The 16,372-nt window shown below is 67.3% G+C and carries 18 protein-coding genes and 1 pseudogene; 11 read left to right on the plus strand and 8 right to left on the minus strand.

Annotation, left to right across the window (positions count from 1 at the left end):
- The first annotated feature begins 12 nt into the window (after positions 1 to 12).
- On the plus strand, positions 13 to 1,095 hold the full coding sequence (locus tag EJC51_RS00285) for a hypothetical protein (protein ID WP_126269132.1): 1,083 nt from the start codon (positions 13 to 15) through the stop codon (positions 1,093 to 1,095).
- 426 nt (positions 1,096 to 1,521) lie between these two features.
- Here the strand turns inward: EJC51_RS00285 and EJC51_RS00290 are convergent, their stop codons facing one another.
- The 3 genes from EJC51_RS00290 to EJC51_RS00300 all read right to left on the minus strand — a co-directional run bounded on the left by EJC51_RS00290 (position 1,522) and on the right by EJC51_RS00300 (position 3,608).
- The gene (locus EJC51_RS00290) at positions 1,522 to 2,208 is read right to left on the minus strand and encodes a hypothetical protein (protein ID WP_126269133.1); all 687 of its coding nucleotides are present in this window, start codon (positions 2,206 to 2,208) and stop codon (positions 1,522 to 1,524) included.
- Positions 2,209 to 2,329: 121 nt separating this feature from the next.
- Positions 2,330 to 2,734, minus strand: coding sequence for a hypothetical protein (locus tag EJC51_RS00295; RefSeq protein WP_126276729.1), 405 nt, complete (start codon positions 2,732 to 2,734; stop codon positions 2,330 to 2,332).
- Between the two features lie 16 nt (positions 2,735 to 2,750).
- Positions 2,751 to 3,608 carry an IS5 family transposase gene (locus tag EJC51_RS00300; RefSeq protein ID WP_126269134.1) on the minus strand — a complete coding sequence of 286 codons (858 nt, stop codon included), beginning with the start codon at positions 3,606 to 3,608 and terminating at the stop codon, positions 2,751 to 2,753.
- Positions 3,609 to 3,854: 246 nt separating this feature from the next.
- On the opposite strand from EJC51_RS00300, the gene EJC51_RS00305 reads away from it, so the two are divergent.
- The 4 genes from EJC51_RS00305 (at position 3,855) to EJC51_RS00320 (ending at position 5,471) form a co-directional block, all read left to right on the plus strand.
- Positions 3,855 to 4,061 (plus strand): DUF6207 family protein, encoded by a 207-nt coding sequence (locus EJC51_RS00305; RefSeq protein ID WP_126269135.1) that lies wholly within the window; start codon positions 3,855 to 3,857, stop codon positions 4,059 to 4,061.
- 139 nt (positions 4,062 to 4,200) lie between these two features.
- A complete protein-coding gene (locus EJC51_RS49350; protein ID WP_341870723.1) occupies positions 4,201 to 4,533 on the plus strand; it encodes a DUF6207 family protein in 333 nt (110 codons plus the stop codon).
- A gap of 159 nt (positions 4,534 to 4,692) precedes the next feature.
- On the plus strand, positions 4,693 to 4,992 hold the full coding sequence (locus tag EJC51_RS00315; RefSeq protein ID WP_126269137.1) for a hypothetical protein: 300 nt from the start codon (positions 4,693 to 4,695) through the stop codon (positions 4,990 to 4,992).
- A 38-nt stretch (positions 4,993 to 5,030) separates the two neighbouring features.
- A complete protein-coding gene (locus tag EJC51_RS00320; RefSeq protein WP_126269138.1) occupies positions 5,031 to 5,471 on the plus strand; it encodes a hypothetical protein in 441 nt (146 codons plus the stop codon).
- A 1,106-nt stretch (positions 5,472 to 6,577) separates the two neighbouring features.
- Here the strand turns inward: EJC51_RS00320 and ku are convergent.
- Complete coding sequence (gene ku / locus EJC51_RS00325) at positions 6,578 to 7,549, minus strand: non-homologous end joining protein Ku (RefSeq protein WP_126269139.1); 972 nt, start codon at positions 7,547 to 7,549, stop codon at positions 6,578 to 6,580.
- Between the two features lie 127 nt (positions 7,550 to 7,676).
- Positions 7,677 to 8,687, minus strand: coding sequence for an RNA-binding protein (locus tag EJC51_RS00330; RefSeq protein WP_126269140.1), 1,011 nt, complete (start codon positions 8,685 to 8,687; stop codon positions 7,677 to 7,679).
- Between the two features lie 527 nt (positions 8,688 to 9,214).
- Between EJC51_RS00330 and EJC51_RS48390 the strand changes: the two genes are divergently transcribed.
- The 4 genes from EJC51_RS48390 to EJC51_RS00345 all read left to right on the plus strand — a co-directional run bounded on the left by EJC51_RS48390 (position 9,215) and on the right by EJC51_RS00345 (position 10,817).
- Complete coding sequence (locus EJC51_RS48390) at positions 9,215 to 9,352, plus strand: hypothetical protein (protein WP_244362283.1); 138 nt, start codon at positions 9,215 to 9,217, stop codon at positions 9,350 to 9,352.
- Between the two features lie 144 nt (positions 9,353 to 9,496).
- Positions 9,497 to 9,628 carry a hypothetical protein gene (locus EJC51_RS49115; protein ID WP_279631326.1) on the plus strand — a complete coding sequence of 44 codons (132 nt, stop codon included), beginning with the start codon at positions 9,497 to 9,499 and terminating at the stop codon, positions 9,626 to 9,628.
- A 427-nt stretch (positions 9,629 to 10,055) separates the two neighbouring features.
- Positions 10,056 to 10,268, plus strand: coding sequence for a hypothetical protein (locus EJC51_RS00340; RefSeq protein ID WP_126269141.1), 213 nt, complete (start codon positions 10,056 to 10,058; stop codon positions 10,266 to 10,268).
- A gap of 192 nt (positions 10,269 to 10,460) precedes the next feature.
- Complete coding sequence (locus EJC51_RS00345) at positions 10,461 to 10,817, plus strand: hypothetical protein (RefSeq protein ID WP_126269142.1); 357 nt, start codon at positions 10,461 to 10,463, stop codon at positions 10,815 to 10,817.
- Between the two features lie 438 nt (positions 10,818 to 11,255).
- On the opposite strand, the gene EJC51_RS00350 is transcribed toward EJC51_RS00345, so the two are convergent.
- Complete coding sequence (locus EJC51_RS00350; RefSeq protein WP_126269143.1) at positions 11,256 to 11,951, minus strand: hypothetical protein; 696 nt, start codon at positions 11,949 to 11,951, stop codon at positions 11,256 to 11,258.
- A gap of 179 nt (positions 11,952 to 12,130) precedes the next feature.
- Between EJC51_RS00350 and EJC51_RS00355 the strand changes: the two are divergent.
- Together EJC51_RS00355 and EJC51_RS47555 are read left to right on the plus strand one after the other, a co-directional pair.
- A pseudogene (locus tag EJC51_RS00355) lies at positions 12,131 to 12,547 on the plus strand (ATP-dependent DNA ligase); the annotation flags it as partial.
- Between the two features lie 248 nt (positions 12,548 to 12,795).
- Positions 12,796 to 12,945 carry an ATP-dependent DNA ligase gene (locus EJC51_RS47555; protein WP_166682771.1) on the plus strand — a complete coding sequence of 50 codons (150 nt, stop codon included), beginning with the start codon at positions 12,796 to 12,798 and terminating at the stop codon, positions 12,943 to 12,945.
- A 219-nt stretch (positions 12,946 to 13,164) separates the two neighbouring features.
- Here the strand turns inward: EJC51_RS47555 and EJC51_RS00360 are convergent, their stop codons facing one another.
- Entirely contained in the window at positions 13,165 to 13,548 is a 384-nt protein-coding gene (locus tag EJC51_RS00360; RefSeq protein ID WP_126269144.1) for a hypothetical protein, read from the minus strand.
- A gap of 441 nt (positions 13,549 to 13,989) precedes the next feature.
- Positions 13,990 to 15,522: a diguanylate cyclase CdgB gene (cdgB, locus tag EJC51_RS00365; protein WP_244363331.1), complete on the minus strand. Its 1,533-nt coding sequence runs from the start codon at positions 15,520 to 15,522 to the stop codon at positions 13,990 to 13,992.
- Between the last annotated feature and the right edge of the window lie 850 nt (positions 15,523 to 16,372).

A 16,372-nucleotide genomic window follows, 5' to 3' on the forward strand; every position in this document is an offset into this window, starting at 1 on the left:
TAGGAGCACTCCATGGCCTCACATCCACTCGGCCTTTTCCCCGCCCACGACGCGGATCGTCATGGCAAGGGCAAACAGAAGATGCACGGCCTCGCCCTGTACATCACCCACGTCTGGGAAGCCGCTGCGACGACCGACACATCCCTGTGCCGTGTTCACGGCATGGAGGTGGACACCGAGCGCATCGCCCTTGAGGTCGCCCCGGCGCTCGCTGCCATCCGCACCCTAGATCGAGACGTCATCTGTCTCAGCCAGACAGCGGCCGAACAGACCCGGTACCTCGACTTCCAGAAAGACGATCCGCAGGGACGCGCGGTCCGCGGCCTTCTGATCCTGCGCAACGCCGACACCCACGTGCCCGCCACAATCGAAGTCCCGGCGGACCGTGTTGTCGGCGGTGTCGGCCTCGGCTACCGCGTCATGCCCCGATGGCTCTCGTTCGACGATCTGCCGGACGCCATCCGCAACAACCCCAAGAACAACCCCGGCGCCGTCCAGGCATACAAGGACGCGGTCGGTGGCCAGCTCGTCATGGACACCCTCCTCGACGCCTTCGCCTTCATCGACCGATGCGACCCCACCTTGGCGCGCCGGGTCCGGGGAACTGACGACCTTGAGTACTTTCCGCTGCACGACTACACCACGCACGACTACGACCGGCTCCACCCCGATCAGCCCAGCCGGCCGCAGCTCGACGCTGAGATCCGCCGGCTCACCCAAGAGACCCCGCCCTACGGCACCGGCCGGGAGATTCTCCACAGCTTCAACCGCGACGGTCAGGAGGTCTACTGCGGGAACACGATCCGCCACGACATCCGCACGGCCTTCGTCGAGCCAGGCATGCAAGTCACACGGGATATCCGCGCTGGGTTTCCGTACTCCGTCATCACCTCCGACGGCACCCAGCACGACGTCACCGTCGACGAGGAAGGTCACCTGACTGCTGCCGGCTCGCCGCTCGCCAGCGTCCCGCTGCAGACTCCACGCAACCACTGCCGCCCTGAGGTTTGCGAAGGCTGGTGGGAGCTGACAACCAGCGACGCCTTCCTGTACCGCCAGCAGCGGCACCTCCACGAGGCGATTCGCGACTTGTAGGGCTTCGGGTGCTGTCAGCGCCAAGGGTGAGAGGCGGGCGTCGGCCGTCGCGGGGTGGCTACGCGGCAACTCCTGCGTCGTCCACATCAGAGGCATCGACACACCTACGAGCCGCGTCTGGCTGCCACGCCGCCCCGGCAGCCAGGACCACGACGGTTCCACGGAAATTTCCTCGCGGCTTCCCTTCGCTCGATTCAGTGATGGCGCCACACCTGTTGCACCAGATAGCGTCAGAGACACCGGTGCTGAGCTGTGCTGACGCGTCCATCACCGACCTGCGCCACACCATCAGCCTGAGAGAACCCGATGTGCCAGTGGTGCATGGCACCCGTACAGGACAAATGGGGCCCCGCCGTGCGCTACACCAGCACCCGCGGCTGAGCGCGGCGATCCCGAAGGGCATCTGCCGACACCAGAAGCACCTTCCTACGGGCAGTACTGCACAGCGCTGGGCACACAGGTGTTCTTATGCCAGGCATCCCCGAACCCGACCGCGAAAACGATCGCGCTGACAACAAGAAGGCCAATGGCCAGAACCAGACTCGTCTCAGCCATGTTGCGCAGCCTGGGCACCACGGGAGCCGGCCCAGCCAAGGCGGCGTCGGCTCGGCCGTGCTTCTCGAAGAGAGCCGCCAATGCCGGGCGGACTTGTTCCTCAAACAGTCGTTCAGGCTCCGCTCCAATGGATCCGGCTCGGTGGAAAAGGTAGTCCGTCACCTTCGACATCTGCTGACCTCCCCTCGACGCGGCATGGGCTGTGCCTCTGAGCGCGAGGACGGCAACGCCGCCTCCCATACCCAGCACGCCCAGCACCAAAGGAATGAAGATGCTTCCTGTCGCCTGGCCTGCTTCGGCGGTAACGGTCAGCAAGGCGGTCATACCGGCCCCGGCGGCCCCGACCCACCAGGGCCACGTGGTGTGCAGGACGGCAGCAGAACCCAGGCTCAACATCTGCTCGGCGACCCACTTCCGCACGGCCTGGAGGCTGTTGCCAACGACATCATGCTTCTGCAGTTCCTCCACCAGGGGCGCCAGTTCCTTGCGCAATTCGTCGCCGTCATCCACCCGGCTGGCAACCCATGAGTCAGCGTCCGCGGCCGAAGCAGCGACCACGGCGTGCAGAATCCTTTTCGACAACGGCTCGGTGGCGAACAGCGCGTCCCCTTGGTCCAGGGTCCTGCTGTAGGCGTTGCGCAGAGCTCTGAGTGGGTGTTCTGTGAGCTTTCGTGGGGTCTCAGTCCGGGGATGGCGTTGGTTGCGGTAGCCGGAAGAGGCCGGGCTCCGGCTCGGTGAGAATGCCGCGGCTGACCAGGCGTTTCAGTTTCGCGCGGACGCCTTCGACATGCCGGGGTTCGGTGCCGGTGTCCAGGGCGATGCAGACGTCCTTGGGGCGCAGTCCGTCTGCGGTGTCTTCGAAGAGGGCGAGGATCTGACGGTAGGCCGAGGGCAGCGGAGCGAGGCCGCCGGGAAGGTCTGGTGCGATCTCCAGAATCGTCTCCCGGGTGATCCTCAGTCTCTCCAACGCCTTTTCGGCGGCCGCGAGTTGGGTGGTGAGCTCGGCGATCTGAGTGCGGAGTCTGTCCGCGAGGTCACGGCCGGCCGCCTCGCGGATCTCGAGCTGTTCCAGGAACTCCTGCATGCTCACGCTCACTCGTTCATGCCGGTCCGGGGGAAGCGGGTCGGCGGCGGTCCCGCCAGGTGGGAGTGGTCGTGGCGGTGAGCCGGTGGGTCATGACGTCGGTCATCGACCAGCGGATCCAGGACGCGGAACTGGCGGGCAGGGTCTCGTAGTCGCGGGCCAGGCGGCGGTGCAGCATGAGTGTGCCGAAGGTCTGCTCGACGATCCACCGCTTCGGTGACGGGGCGAACCCCTTCGCCTGCGGGTCACGCGATACCACCTCGACGTCGATGCCCAGCGACCTGCCGTGCTCGATGACGGCGTTCTTGAACCCGGCATCGACCCAGCTCTTCACCACGCCGGGGTTGTCGGCGGCCACCTTGTCCAGCAGCGTGATTCCGACGGCGTTGTCGTGCACGCTCGCGGCGACCACGATCACGGCGATGAGCAGACCGAGTACATCGGTGGCGATGCCCCGCTTGCGGCCCCGGCTCTTCTTGCCCGGGTCCAGCCCGGTCGTCTCCTTGGGGGCGTTGACCGAGGCGTGCACGGTCTGGGAGTCCATGACGACCGCGGACGGGTCCTCGCGCCGGCCCTTCGACTCGCGGACCTGCCAGCGCAGCAGATCGTGGATGGTCTGGTCGGTGCCGTCATCGCGCCACAGCCCGAAGTAGTAGTACACCGCGGTGTACGGCGGGAAGTCGTGCGGCAGGTAACGCCACTGGCAGCCGACCCGGGCCTGATACAGGATCGCGTTCACGATCTCCCGCATCTCGTATCGGCCCTGATGACCGCTGACCGAGCGGTGCTGTCCCTTCCAGGCCGTGATGACCGGCCGGATCAACTCCCATGCCTCATCCGACAGATCACTCGGGTACGGCTGCCGCTCAGCCACGTCTCCAGCACACCGCAGAAGCCGTCAACCGCAACCCCTCAAACCGGACAACCAGACACGACGACTCGCAGAACACCCACTGACATCGTCGCGTTCGACAGCCATGCGCCGACAGCTATCGCGCTCCGAGCCTGCTCTCCGTGCGGCGCGCCCTGTCCGAGGCCTGCCGATGTACACGGGCCACCCGGTCGGGTGAAGACACCCCGCGAGCAGAACCCTGGCCGGCGCCAACCCGTCGTACCGGGCATGAGGCAGATCAAGAAGCAGCACCTGAAAGAGCCCGGGCTCGCCATGGTGGAAATCGCGGCCGCGGACACGGCGACCGCACTCGCCGTCCAGGCCACGCTCGCCGGACGGTGGGCGACGTCAGTGACCAACCCCTACCGGGAACCCGGCGAACCCGGCGTGCGGCTGACCTGTTACCTCGACATCCGCCAGGACAACGACACCTAGGCAGCCCTAGCCCCGCACCTCCACACCCACCCGTGGTCGGCCTCATGGTCGGGGCAGACCACGGGTGGCGCGCCCCGACCATGAGGCCGACCACGTCAACGCACCGCTGATCGAGAACGCCCGTACGCGCCAGCGCGTCATGCCGTACATCAACCAGGCACATACGGCGCTACCGGGCCTGGCCGTGGTGGAGATCGCGGCCGCCGATGACACGACCGCCTTCGCCATCCAAGAGCTGCTCGCCGCGCGGTGCGCCCCACCGGGGTGCTTGCCAGGTCAGTGGAAGCACGGCGACGCCGTCGCCGTAGGGCGGGACACCGATTCCACGGGTCACCGCGACCGCGTAGCTGCCCACCCACGCCGAGGACAGGTGCGTTACGAAATTCGAAGGAACCCCACCCATGCAGCCGGATCACAACTGCCCTGCGGTTTTCCGGGGGTTGACCCTGTTGCGGCGACTCTGACAAGATGAGATTGAGGGCAACACGCGTGTGCCCTCACATGCTGAGGCTCTTCTTCCAGTGGCGAAGACGGGCCTTTTTTGTTTCTTCGACCAGCCCCTGGGTGACCCCAGGGGCTTTTTTCGTACCTGGAGGTACCGTTGCCCACCCCGTCCGCCGCCCTGCTGGGCATGCCCATCTGGCTGGCAGTGCTGGCCGCGTTGCTCCTCGTGGCCCTGCTCGGCATGGTGGTCTGCATGGCCTGGCTGATTGCGCGACGGACCCCGTCCGCCGACCTACCGCAGGTTCTGCTTGGGCTCAGTCACGTCATTTCCGCGCTCTGCGGCCTGCTGCCCTGGGGCAAGCCCTCGGCGCCACTGGCCCTCCAGACGCCCCCGGTTGTGGAGCAGGAACCCGCTGCAGTGCCGACCGTGGTCGTCGTGCGGAGCGAGACCGCGCTGCGGTCTGCCAGGTCAGGGCACGAGGGATGAGTCGGCGGCCCCGAGCCAGCGGGCAACACCGGCCCCGCGTGGAGCGCACCGCCTCGCTGACTTACCTCCTCCGCTCTCTCGACCACGAGACGGCGGTCCTACTCCTCGCCTACGCGCTGTATGGCGCGAACCGTGCAGACCTGGCTCGGGGGCTGGGAGGGATCAACGAGTGGCTCGCCCATTTCAAGTCTCAGACTGCGCTGTTTCAAGCACGCCTGCCGAGGAACCACAGCAGCGCCCGGGAACTCTGGTACACGGACGATGGAAACTCCCTTGTCATCGACGAGGAATTGCGGGCCCTGATCCGCGAATGGAAGATCGAGGAACGGTTCGCGCCCCACTGCCGACAGTGTCGCGTGGTCTTCGAGCGTCCCAAGAGCGCTCGGCGACCGCGCGAGTACTGCTCCAACGCGTGCCGTCAGAAGGCATATCGCGCCCGCCGGAAGGCGGCGCGCTCAGGAGACGGCGACCGCGGGTGAGCCCCGAGAGAGCAGGTGGAGGTCAACGTGATGCAGGCAGGCTCTCGCGAGCGTTCGGTGTTCTGAAGTCTTCCCGCAGATAACGCCCTATCATCTGCGGCATCGCCGATCACGACCTGCGGCGACTCCGCGGGGCCGTGTGCGAAGCGACCCTGTTATCTGTGGCAAGGGAGAAGCGGTGCCCGCCGTCTGCTCGCCCCCGGCGACAGCACGCGCTGAGACACTCTCCGGACGGCCTCGGCAAACGCCAAAGCCGTCCCGGTGGCACGGGGGGGAAACCACCGAGACGGCCGTGCTCAGCGTAAACACCGAAGGGCCCTACAAGGCCACACCCCTGAGCCGCACAATCAGGGGCACCATCCGCCATCGCTAGCCAGGGGGCAGGAATTGAGACGTACGAGGACAGTGGCTGTCGCCCTGTTGATGTTGGCAGCAGCGGGTTGCTCGTCAGGGCTCCAGGGGGCCGAAGAAGGAGACTGCTCCGACTACGTGGGAACACTCAAGGCTTATGCCGGAACGCTGTCTCGCTACCATGACTCGGCGACTGCGCTTGAAGAAGACATCAACGGTGGATACGACCCTGCTGGCGCAGTCGCGGCGTACGAGGGCCGACTCCAGAACGACTCAGCGACACACGCAAATGTCGAGAGGTGGGCAGACGAGCTCTACGGCACCAAGTGGGACTGCCAGTGGGCTCATGATGGCGTCGACGGGCTTCCGGGCTGAGACCTCGCACGGGCAGGCCCCGCACCCAAGGGCCGGTTCGCTCCCCCAGCCATGCAGTACGAGGGAAGCGATCACCGCGGGTCGGGAACGGTCACGTTGTAGGTGACCGTCCACGGCTGATGTCCCTCGCGATGGCGGCGCACCCACAGCCGCACCGCGGCCCCGGGCAGTGGAGCGCTCGGGGCCGCGTACGCAGAGTGTGGAGGTGAAGGGCGGTCGCCTACGCGGCGAAAGGCACTGCAGGGCTTCAGCCGAACGATCGTCCCTGCAGGCAATAGGTGAGGCCCGGGGACACTGTCCCCTTCACAACCACGTCCCTCACAACCTGCCCGGCCGGGCAGACATTCCCGCCCTCGCTACCGAGGGACGGCACGCCGGGATCAGGCGCTGCGCGGCTTGCGGCCGGCGCTCTTCTTCGCAGTCTTACGGGCGGTCGTCTTCTTCGCGGTCTTCGCTGCCGTCTTCTTCGCCGTGCTCTTCGTGGCTGCCGTCTTCTTCGCGGCGGTCTTCTTCCTGGTGGTCTTCTTGGCCTGGGTCAGATCGTGGACGTCGGCGTCGCCCGCCTCGCCGCGGGAGGCCTTGGCCTTCTGCACGGACTCCGTCAGGGCAGCCATCAGGTCCAGTACCTTGCCCGGCTTCCCCGACTCCGGGGCCTCGGGAAGGGGTTTCTCCTCGCGCTTCGCTTCGATGATCTTCGCCATGGCGTCGGTGTAGGCGTCCGCAAACTCTGGGCCTTCGAGGTCGTCGCGGCTCATCGACTCCATCAGCGCCAGCGCACCCTCGATCTCGTCGTCGGACACCTCCGTGGGCGGCGGCAGCAGCTCAGCCGGGCTGCGGACCTCATCCGGCCAGCGCATCGCATGCAGCACGATCACATCGTCCCGGACCCGCAGCAGGCCCAGCCGCTCGCGGCCCGACCAGGCGTACTTCGCGACGGCCACCTTCGACGACCGGCCGAGCGCCTGCACCAGCAGCCGGTACGGCTTCGCCGCGACCTGCCCGTCCGGCGCCAGGTAGTAGCCCTCCGCGATGCGGATCGGGTCGATGCTGTCGAGCGGCACGAACGCCTCGATCTCGATGGCCTTCGCGGTCGGCAGCGGAAGCTCACGCAGCTCCTCATCGGTGATCGGGACGACTTCTTGGTCTTGTGCGTACTCGTAGCCCTTGCCGATCTCAGACTGGCTGACCTCACGGTCCTCCAGCTCGCACACCTTCTTCACCCGTACCCGGCCCATGTCCTCCAGGTGGTACTGGTGGAAGCGGATGCTGTGATCTTCCGTCGCGGACTGAACATGCACAGGAACGGTCACCAGACCGAAGCTGATGGCACCTGACCAGATGGTTCGGGGCATGACTGACCTCCGCACAAACCCCGAGCACCAGCAGGTGTGGGATCTCAGATTCCGTGGCCGAATCTCACGACCGATGGCCACTCGATGGCCGGGCGGCCACCAATCTGAGACCCGCAGGTCGAAGCGCTCACCCTGGAGGCTGACGAAGTGCCCAGTCGCGGTCGCCCGGCGTCGGCTCGGTTCGCCAACGAGCCCGTAGGACTCCGTCGTTGTCGGGCATGACAGCAGTGCACAGAGGCACAGATTCACCCGCATATACAGACAGGAACGCGGCGGCATGAGCACGGGATATCCGGGCGGCCAGTTCGGGGAACTCGTCCTCTTCGGCGATGGCGCTGCGGATGTTGCCGTCGTCGTCCTGCCACACGCCTTCGACGAGGCCATCAGCGGGCAGGGCTCTCAGGACGGCGTCGATGTTGGTGGACAGGGGCGGCCAGACGGCGAGACGGGCCCGGGGAGCCAGTCCAGCGCGAACGGGGTCGATGGTGTCGCTGGTGAGGTGGTGCCATCGTGAGGCACCTTCGAGATACGTCTCTTCCAGAATTCCTGCTTGGCCGGTGACGACTGCCCAGTACAGGTCGGCCCAGAAGTCGTCATCGCCGGGACGCTGGATGACCTGCTCTTCCTCCTCGGCCTCGAAGGCGTACGGGGAGGCGTCCAGGCGTTCTGGGAAGAGTCCGAGCTCCCGGGTGTGGGCCAACGCTTCCTCGCAAGGCCGACTGCTGCTGATGTAGAGGTACTGGTCCCATCCCACATGGACCGCGAACGCGCCTTCCGCCTCCAGCCGACACCAGGCTCCGTATTCGCGCAACATGGCTCGCACCAGCTGCAGCCCGATATCGAGCGGTACTTCTGCCCCGTCGTGAAAACCGGTAAGGCCGCCAGGGAAGAGCCCGTCCAACCCAAAGCCGTCCACCGGAGGCTCCACACCGAAGTGCGCCAAGGACGGGACCTGTGGTTCACGTACGGCCAGGTGATCGACGCCGCTGTCCCCGGCGAAGGCCGCGACCGCCTGAAGATAAGACGCCTCGACCTCGCCGTGATCGCTGACGGTGTCCTCACTGCCCGTGTAATGCCCGTGTTCGTCACGGTCGGCAGGGTCGTACTTGGTGACGCGGTAGACGTAGGGGAGCTGCACCGCCCCATCATCCAGCACGCTTGTGTCGCCCCCCGAGGAAATGTCATGGGAGGTGAGACAGAGGCGTAGGCCAATATCTTGAGACAGATCAGGAACCTGCTCGTCAGCGCAATGCTCTGTGACACGAGCCGCGAGATCCTACAGCAGGCTATGACCGGCCCACCCGTTGCGCACGCGGGAGCGCCCGCCGGGTATGCGATCGCCTCGACAGGGACGTCGATGGTCGGGCTCCTGGTCGGCCGCCGCTGCACCCGGCCCCGCGGTGCGCCCTCTTGTACGAGGCACCCCACAACGGAGTGATCTTGGATCGCAGGCCGTGACGGGCCAGGAGATCACGACAGTTTGCACGATTATGAACCGATTCATGACCATGACCGCGATCACGGCCATCCTCGCCGGCCTCGCCGTTGCTCCACAGGCCGCCGCCGCACCCCCGCAGAAGACGACCGCCGCACCGTGCACCACGCAGTGGGAGGTCACGGGCAAGACGGTGGCCGTACGGCGCCCGGCGAGCGGAGGGCGACCGCGTGACCTCCTGCGTCACCGCCATCGCCAGAACCGAGAGCGGACCCGCCTACCACAAGTGCGGCCGCGACGGACACCTGTGGCAGATCGTCCGAGGCGGACAGGTCCCCCAGACCTGCCTGAAGAAGGTCAACCACTAGGCCGGTCAAGCCCCCCCCCGGGGGGGGCGATGAGCCGTAGAACGCAGCGCCTACCCCCGAGAGCCGGGGACGGGCGCTGTTTCCACCATCAGTGCGCCGTTGTCTGTTGCGCCGATGGGCACGTGTTCAGTACCGCTTTCGACGATGTTCGTCATCGGGGACGGCAACCTGCTGCCCATGGAGAAGGAGCAGGACAAGATCCGGATGACCGACGGCGCTTACCTCAAGGACGACGACCTGTCTTCAACAAGGAATACGAGGTCCACGCGTACGTGAACTGCATGCTGGTCGACTTCTTCGCCGCAGATGAACGCGACCACGACTGCGAGGCCGACGGCTACAGCGACACGCCGCATGGACTCACGAAGTGTGATTCGGAGCACACGGTCCTGCTCCTCTGCGACAGGCCCAAATGCCCCTGACCAGCGGTTTTTGGAAAAGCGCCGGACGTAGGCAAGAGGTTGAGCAACACGCTACCTGAACGCCGAAATCCACGTTTCCGGGCGTCGCGATAGTCCGATTAGCCCGAATACAGGTCGTGTCCGGTGTAAGTCCCCACCAGTACGGTTGTCGCTACCGAAAACCCCTTCGGAGGCATGACGAAGGGAGACCCCTGCGCGGTCCGTGCTTTGGCGGGCCTGGCCACGCGGGGATCTCCCTCTCGTGTCGTCAACGGCTTGTCCGCTGTTAGGAGACCAACCGGATGACGCTTCACGAACGTACCCCAGGCGAGACCCCGCCGCCCAGCTCCGCATGGCTCACGCGGCTGACCGCCCTGACCGGACTCGTCTCCATCATCGGGATCGTGGTCCTGTCCCTGACCCACAACACCGAGGCCGCAGCCACCGTCGGCGCCATCGGCACGGCAGTAACGGCTCTGGGCGGCGTGCAGATCGGCGTGCGCAACCGCCAGTGATGGGGCTCTTGCCCGGCCCTGGGCATCCTTCGCCTCCCATGCAATCGTTCCCGAGCATCCGCGAATCCTGAAGGGCAGCACACCGCGGGTGTACGGGAACGGACCGGTTGCTGAGGCACCCTCTCCCGACAGACAACCAACTGCCATGCTGAGCCGCCGAACGCACACCTCACCCCACCTTTGGAGAGCAGTGTGGAACTGAGCGCCACCGGCGAACCCGCCGTCGTGCAGGAAGACACCCATGTCCACGTCGGCCTGGATCTCCGGCCGGGCAGCCTCACCCTCATCCGGGACGGAGAGGACTTCGAGCCGTACCGCGCCGTGGTGCAGTTCGTCGGCGTCCACGACAACCCGTGGGCAGCGCAGGAGGTCAAGTTTTCAGCGACGGGACCGGACGGCAAGAACGTGGGGTTGACCGTGGATCTCCTCAATGACTCCTGGGACGGGCCCCGGGACGATGTTCCCGAGGCGATCTGGAAGGTGGTGGCCCTGGCCGCGACGTCCGCCGGGGACATCGGCATCACCTATACAGCTCCTGGCCCAACCTGAGGCAGATGCGCGCTGTCGAGAATTACGTACATTGCCGCCAGCTCCTTCTGGACAGCGGCGACGGGATCGCTGGCGACGATCTTCGGGATGCCGAGCACGCAGCCTGTGATCGCCAGAACTTCCGGGACGCCGGCCTCTCCCCATCGGTCGGGCTCATCGCAGTCCGCCGGGTCCAGGCTGCTCGTGGCCTCCTCGACAGCGTCGGCCAGATCTCCTGTGATCCAGTTCCCGGTCGCCGGGCCAGGCAGGAACGAAGCCAGTTCGCCGCCCGCAGGTCGGCGGCGGCAGTCGCTTCAAGAGCCGCGGTCTCGCTGGGGATGGGCTCACGGGGCGGCCGACCAGGCTGCTAGACCGCGGCGGGACGGGAAATCTGGTAGTACGTCCCGTCTGGCAGAACGCCCCTCTGCGACCAGCGACACGTCCCCAGCCCGCACGTGCTCAGGCCGTGTCGGCGTAGGGCACAGCCCACGCGCCGCTCGTGGTGGACACTTCGAAGGGCAGGCGCCACGGCTTATGCCCTTCAGCTTCGCAGTCGGCCCACAACCGCAGGGGACGCTGGTAGCGGTAGTCGGCTTCCCATCGCAACTCGCCGGACGCGCCCTCGTACCAGCGCGGCCGCATGCTGGGTTGGACAGTGACCTTCCGCTCGTCGTGAGCCTCCAGGTGGAAAGGCCCAGCGGTTCGCTCTCCTGCGTCGGCCCGGTCGACCCCTTGACGGAACCTCAGCGGGCCCCAGATCACTGCGGCGCGCTCGGCTCGCTGTTCCTCGGGGTCCGCGCCAAGGACCGGGTCATCGGAGTGGTCGCGGTCGTCGCGGATGCTCAGGCGGACCTGAAGGCGTCCCAGCTCCCCTGGTCCCTCGAATCGCAGAACGAGCACGTGATTGGGCTCGGAAAGGTCAACGCGTACTCGGAGGCGGGGGGTCAGTTCGCGGTGCCAGCGGTCCCGCTCGATCTGGGCCACCGACTCGGCAGTCTGAGCAGCCAGTTCGGCCGTCCGATTCGCCGTCTGCCCGTTGTGGTCTGACGACTCGGCAGCCTTCTTAGCTGTCTTCGCGGCGTCCATGGCGCTGTACGCAGCCCAGCCCGTGAAGAGCGCGGCAGCAGCCGCGAGGCTGCCCTCAACAAGGTCCATGCGCGGCATTCAACCTGCACTGCGGACATGGCGCGCCGATTTGCCGAATCCGACGAAGCGGGCAGCGCCCTCCACGCCATCTGTGCAGCCGTCCGGGGGGCCTGTGCCAAAGATGCTCATGACGGTGGAAGTCGTTGACCATGTCCTCGCCTACGCCCGACTGGTCTCTGGCCGAACCGATGCGCGCCGTACCGGTCAACGATCCGGCTTTGCCTTCCGGGTGCGCGGCACAGGTCAAGTGGGATGGCTATCGCGCCCTCGCGGGGCGGTGGGCCGACGGCCATATCGCCGTACGGAGCCGTAACGGCCGGGACCTGGCCGCCCCGTTCCCGGAGATCGCGCACGCGGTGGAGCAGCTGCCCGTCGACACGGCCGTCGACTGCGAACTGGTGGTGTGGGAGGCGGGTCGGCTGGCGTTCGAGCGTCTCCAGCAGCGCATGCACCGCCGCGGCGCGGGTGCGGCCCGGGCGGCGGAGAAGTGGCCGGCGCACCTGGTGGCGTTCGATGTCCTGCGTCTGCACGGACGGGATCTGACCAGCCGTCCGCTCGCTGAGCGTCTGATCGCGCTGGAGGAACTGTTCCGCGAGCACGCCCTGGCGGCGCCGTGGTCGCTGTGCCCGACCACGACTGACCCCGAGCAGGCTGCCGCCTGGCTTGTAGTGCTCGTAAGGCGCCCTCATTTCCCACGCGTGCTCGTACGCGTCTTCGGCCGCTCGGCGAGAGACCGGGTTCCGTCGAACGCTGCAGCCCGGTCATCGGTTGAGCTGACGGGTGGGCCATTGCGCGCCAACATGCTGAACTTGACAGAGAATCCGCCGAGTGGGGCTCCCGGGAGCACTTGTCGGTGCTCCTGGTCGTGCCCGAGGTCATCGCCGAAGTCGCCGTGGACGTTGCCCGGGACAGCGCCGGGCGCTGGCGCCACCCGACACGGCTCACACGTATCCGCACCGACATGGAGCCCGGCGAGGTGCCGCGGTTCGGGACGGCCCTCTAGCGGGTCAGCGGCAGGTGTTCCAGTTGCGCCCGTCGTGTACCAAGGCGCCGCTGCGTTCCAGGACGCGCGGATCGCTGGACCGGCAGCTGGACGGCTGGCACTCCGCCCGAGTGTCAGCCGGACCCTTCGTAGCCCGGATCCGAGCAGCGCACGGCCGCCCGGACGCGATCGAGTGACAGAGATGATGCGGGAACTCTCACTGGCGCGCCATCGGTGCGCTCACCAGATGGTCGCCTGCTCCGCGGCGGGCTGGTAAGCCAGACCGCGGAATACCGGTGGCACCGTCGCGGAACGAGGCGCGTGATCATGCCGATGCCCAGGACCGGGACCGGGACCTCCATGGGCATGATGGCTGTGCGCGGCGACGTATCCGCCGTGCTCGTCCCGCTCGTACACGCCGTTCGCAAAGAGACGGGCGGCCCGCTCCCGCAGAGCAGAGAAACTGGCCGGTACGTCCTCCAGCAACGGGAATCCGACGGGGCTCTGCTGCAGCCACGCATGACAGATCACCGTCAGGATGTCGGCACACGGCCCGGTGACCTCCTCATGGACCACGGCATACAGCGACGCGATCAGATCAAAGACGGTGTCCTCGTCCTCCACGCGCATCCGTGCAGTGGGCGGGTACATCCGGCCCCCGATCACGGCTGGCTTGTCCCGGAACACCATCGGTTTCGGCACCACCCCGTGCGCGTTGCACTCATGAACGGCCGTAGACTTCGGCTTCCTGTTGACCACACGCCCAACTGAGGTCCCGGCGCCCGGGGAACGGCACCGTCGTCCCAGTTCACTCCAACAGCACGGCGATATACGCCATCCCCACCGCCCTGGGCCGCAACTGCCGCTCACCGCTTCACTCCGCCGTTGCCGTGCCACGATCGCGTACCGAGGAGCGGGGCGCGCGGGATCCGCCGCACCATCCCGTCCTCAAGAAACGCGGCTCGTGTGGCAGCCGGCCACCGAAGTTCGACCGCAGAACTACAAGACTCAGCCCGCCGCACAACGCCGTTTCCGTCCAGCGCACCGGTCCTTGAAGGTCTACGCTCACGACGCGAACCCGCGGGCCGCCCGCAGGATGTCACTTGGAGCGGTCCCGCACTGGGCCCATGCGATACCGACACCTGCGCGCATCTGCACGGTCTGGTTGCCCAGGGGGATCGGCAGGTGGATCTGGGACTGCATCCACACCGCGGCGCTGTGCGCATCGGCGGGACCGAAGCCGTCGGCGAGGACGACGAACTCGTCACCGCCATACCGGGCGACCGTGTCGCCGTCGCGTACGGCCTTACTGAGCCGCCGGGCGACCTCGACGAGGACTCTGTCCCCCGCGTCGTGCCCGAAGCGGGTGTTGATCGCCTTGAAGTCGCGGAGGGCGAGGAACACCACGGCCAGGCCATGGGTGTTGTCGTCGCCCACAGGGGCCAATACGTGGATGTGGGGGGACGCGGCCTGGTCGGCGTGGCGGAGGTGGGGGTCGTCGACCCGCTCCGCAGCAGTGTCGGACCCGTGGCCCCGGTATGCGCAGAGCCTGGCGTCAATACGGGCGTGCAACTCGGCGGAGTTCGGCAGGCCGGTGAGGGAGTCGTGGGAGGCGCGGTGGGCGAGCCGGAGCTCGCGGCGCTTGCGGTCCTCTATCTCCTCGACGTGAATGAGCAAGAAGCGGGGGCCATCGGCGGCGTCCGCGACCACGCTGTTGCGCAGCGAGACCCACAGATACGTCCCGTCGCGGCGCCCGAGGCGTAGTTCCGCGCGCCCGCCCTCGGCGCTGGTGCGGAGCAGGATGGCCATGTCCTCGGGGTGGACGAAATCAGAGAACGAATAGCGGCGCATGGCAGAGGCGGGGCGGCCGAGCATGCGGCACAGTGCGTCGTTCGTCCGGAGGATGCTGCCGTGGCGGCCGCCGTCCATCTCGGCGATGGCCATACCGTTGGGCCCGTACTCGAAGGCCTGCCGGAAGGATTCCTCGCTGGCCCGCAGCGCCTGCTGCTCCCTTTCGAGCCTGACCAGTGCCCGCTGCATATTCGAGCGTAGCCGCGCGTTGCTGATCGCGATGGCGGCCTGGAAGGCGTACTCCTCCAAATCCCGGCGCTCGTCCGGCCGGGGACGACGGCGGGTGAGGGGTTGGTCCACGGAAATCACACCGAGCAGCTCACGGTGGGCGGCGCCGGGAGCGCTCCGGGTGTACATCGGCGCGAAGAGGCGGTCGGAGGGGTGCCACTCGTCCTCGAAGCGGGGTACGGGGCCGTCGGTGTACCACTGCGGTACGTCGTCGTCGTCGAGGACCCAGCCCTCGGTGTGCGGGATGAAGACCAGGTCTCCCCAGTTCTCACCCATGCTCAGCCGGCGCTCCCAGGAGTCACGGGAGCCGACCCGGCCAGTGATCTGTGCCTCGGCGGCGGGGTTGCCCGCGAAAGAGGCGACCACGAGATCGCCGTCCGGGCGGACGAGGTTGACGGATGCCAGCTCGTACCCGAGACCGGCCACAACTCCGTGGGCGACGACCTTCAGGGTGTCCGCGAGATTGTGGGCGAGATGGAGACCCTGGACCGCGGCCCGCAGACTGTGAATCTTGTCGATGGCGAGCGCGCTGCCGGTGGCGAACTCGGCAGCAACCGACAGATCGGCGTCCTGGAAGGGCTGCTCGGTGGGGTGCCGCAGGAGGACCGCCGTGCCGATGATCCGCCTGCGACCGTGCAGGGGCACAAGAACGGTGTGGCCTCCGCCAGGTGCCTTATGCCCCTCGCCGAGCAGTTCCAGCAGTGCGGTGTCACCGACCGGCGAGTCGGTGGTGACCGGCAGTGCCCCGTTCAGTACTTCGAAGAGCGCGCTGTCGGGGCGTACCTCGCACTGCGCGGCACCCCCTCCGGCATGGAGCGGCTGCACTTGTTGCAGCCGGAGCACCAGCGGGCCCGCGTGTTCTTCGTCGTCCACCGGGAGCGGGTCCCGCAGGTAGACCATGACCGCGTCAGCGACGGTGGGGACGGCGGCCCGGCGCAGCCGCGTCACGATGTCCTCCGGGTCCCTTCCCCAGGTGATCCGCCGGGCGGCCTCGGAGATGTCGCCCTGGGGGTCGGCGGCCGGAGGCCGTGGGGATTCGAGCGCGGGGAAGGTTGTGTCCTGGCTGGTCGGCGGGTTGTTCGGGGTTGTTCCGGACGACCCGAAGGGTTGTCCCCCTGGGTTCTGCCGAATGTGTCCGGGCGCTAAGACGCTGGCTTGCGCCGGAGAAGCAGGGGGACTTGAGGACGACCAGTAACCCACCTCGTCGGCGGCCTGCTGAACGGCTTCGTGCTCCTGGTCGAGGACGGCGCGCGCCTTCTCCAGCGCACGGTCCACGTCGTTGAGCGCAGCGTCGTCCGGGCTGAGTGCGTGCAGATCGGGCCGGGACAGCAGCGGGGCTGGCTCCTGCGTCCGGGATGGCCCGTCCTCC

Origin of the sequence: Streptomyces aquilus, from assembly GCF_003955715.1 — a bacterium.
Classification (GTDB): domain Bacteria; phylum Actinomycetota; class Actinomycetes; order Streptomycetales; family Streptomycetaceae; genus Streptomyces; species Streptomyces aquilus.

Bases quoted from the DNA above. Each gene is read 5' to 3' on its own strand.
- EJC51_RS49350 (WP_341870723.1), top strand. From the start codon at position 4,201: ATGCCGTACATCAACCAGGCACATACGGCGCTACCGGGCCTGGCCGTG.
- EJC51_RS00295 (WP_126276729.1), bottom strand. From the start codon at position 2,734: ATGCAGGAGTTCCTGGAACAGCTCGAGATCCGCGAGGCGGCCGGCCGT.
- EJC51_RS00305 (WP_126269135.1), top strand. From the start codon at position 3,855: ATGAGGCAGATCAAGAAGCAGCACCTGAAAGAGCCCGGGCTCGCCATG.
- EJC51_RS00315 (WP_126269137.1), top strand. From the start codon at position 4,693: ATGCCCATCTGGCTGGCAGTGCTGGCCGCGTTGCTCCTCGTGGCCCTG.
- EJC51_RS00285 (WP_126269132.1), top strand. From the start codon at position 13: ATGGCCTCACATCCACTCGGCCTTTTCCCCGCCCACGACGCGGATCGT.
- EJC51_RS49115 (WP_279631326.1), top strand. From the start codon at position 9,497: ATGTTCGTCATCGGGGACGGCAACCTGCTGCCCATGGAGAAGGAGCAG.
- ku (WP_126269139.1), bottom strand. From the start codon at position 7,549: ATGCCCCGAACCATCTGGTCAGGTGCCATCAGCTTCGGTCTGGTGACC.
- EJC51_RS00350 (WP_126269143.1), bottom strand. From the start codon at position 11,951: ATGGACCTTGTTGAGGGCAGCCTCGCGGCTGCTGCCGCGCTCTTCACG.
- EJC51_RS00340 (WP_126269141.1), top strand. From the start codon at position 10,056: ATGACGCTTCACGAACGTACCCCAGGCGAGACCCCGCCGCCCAGCTCC.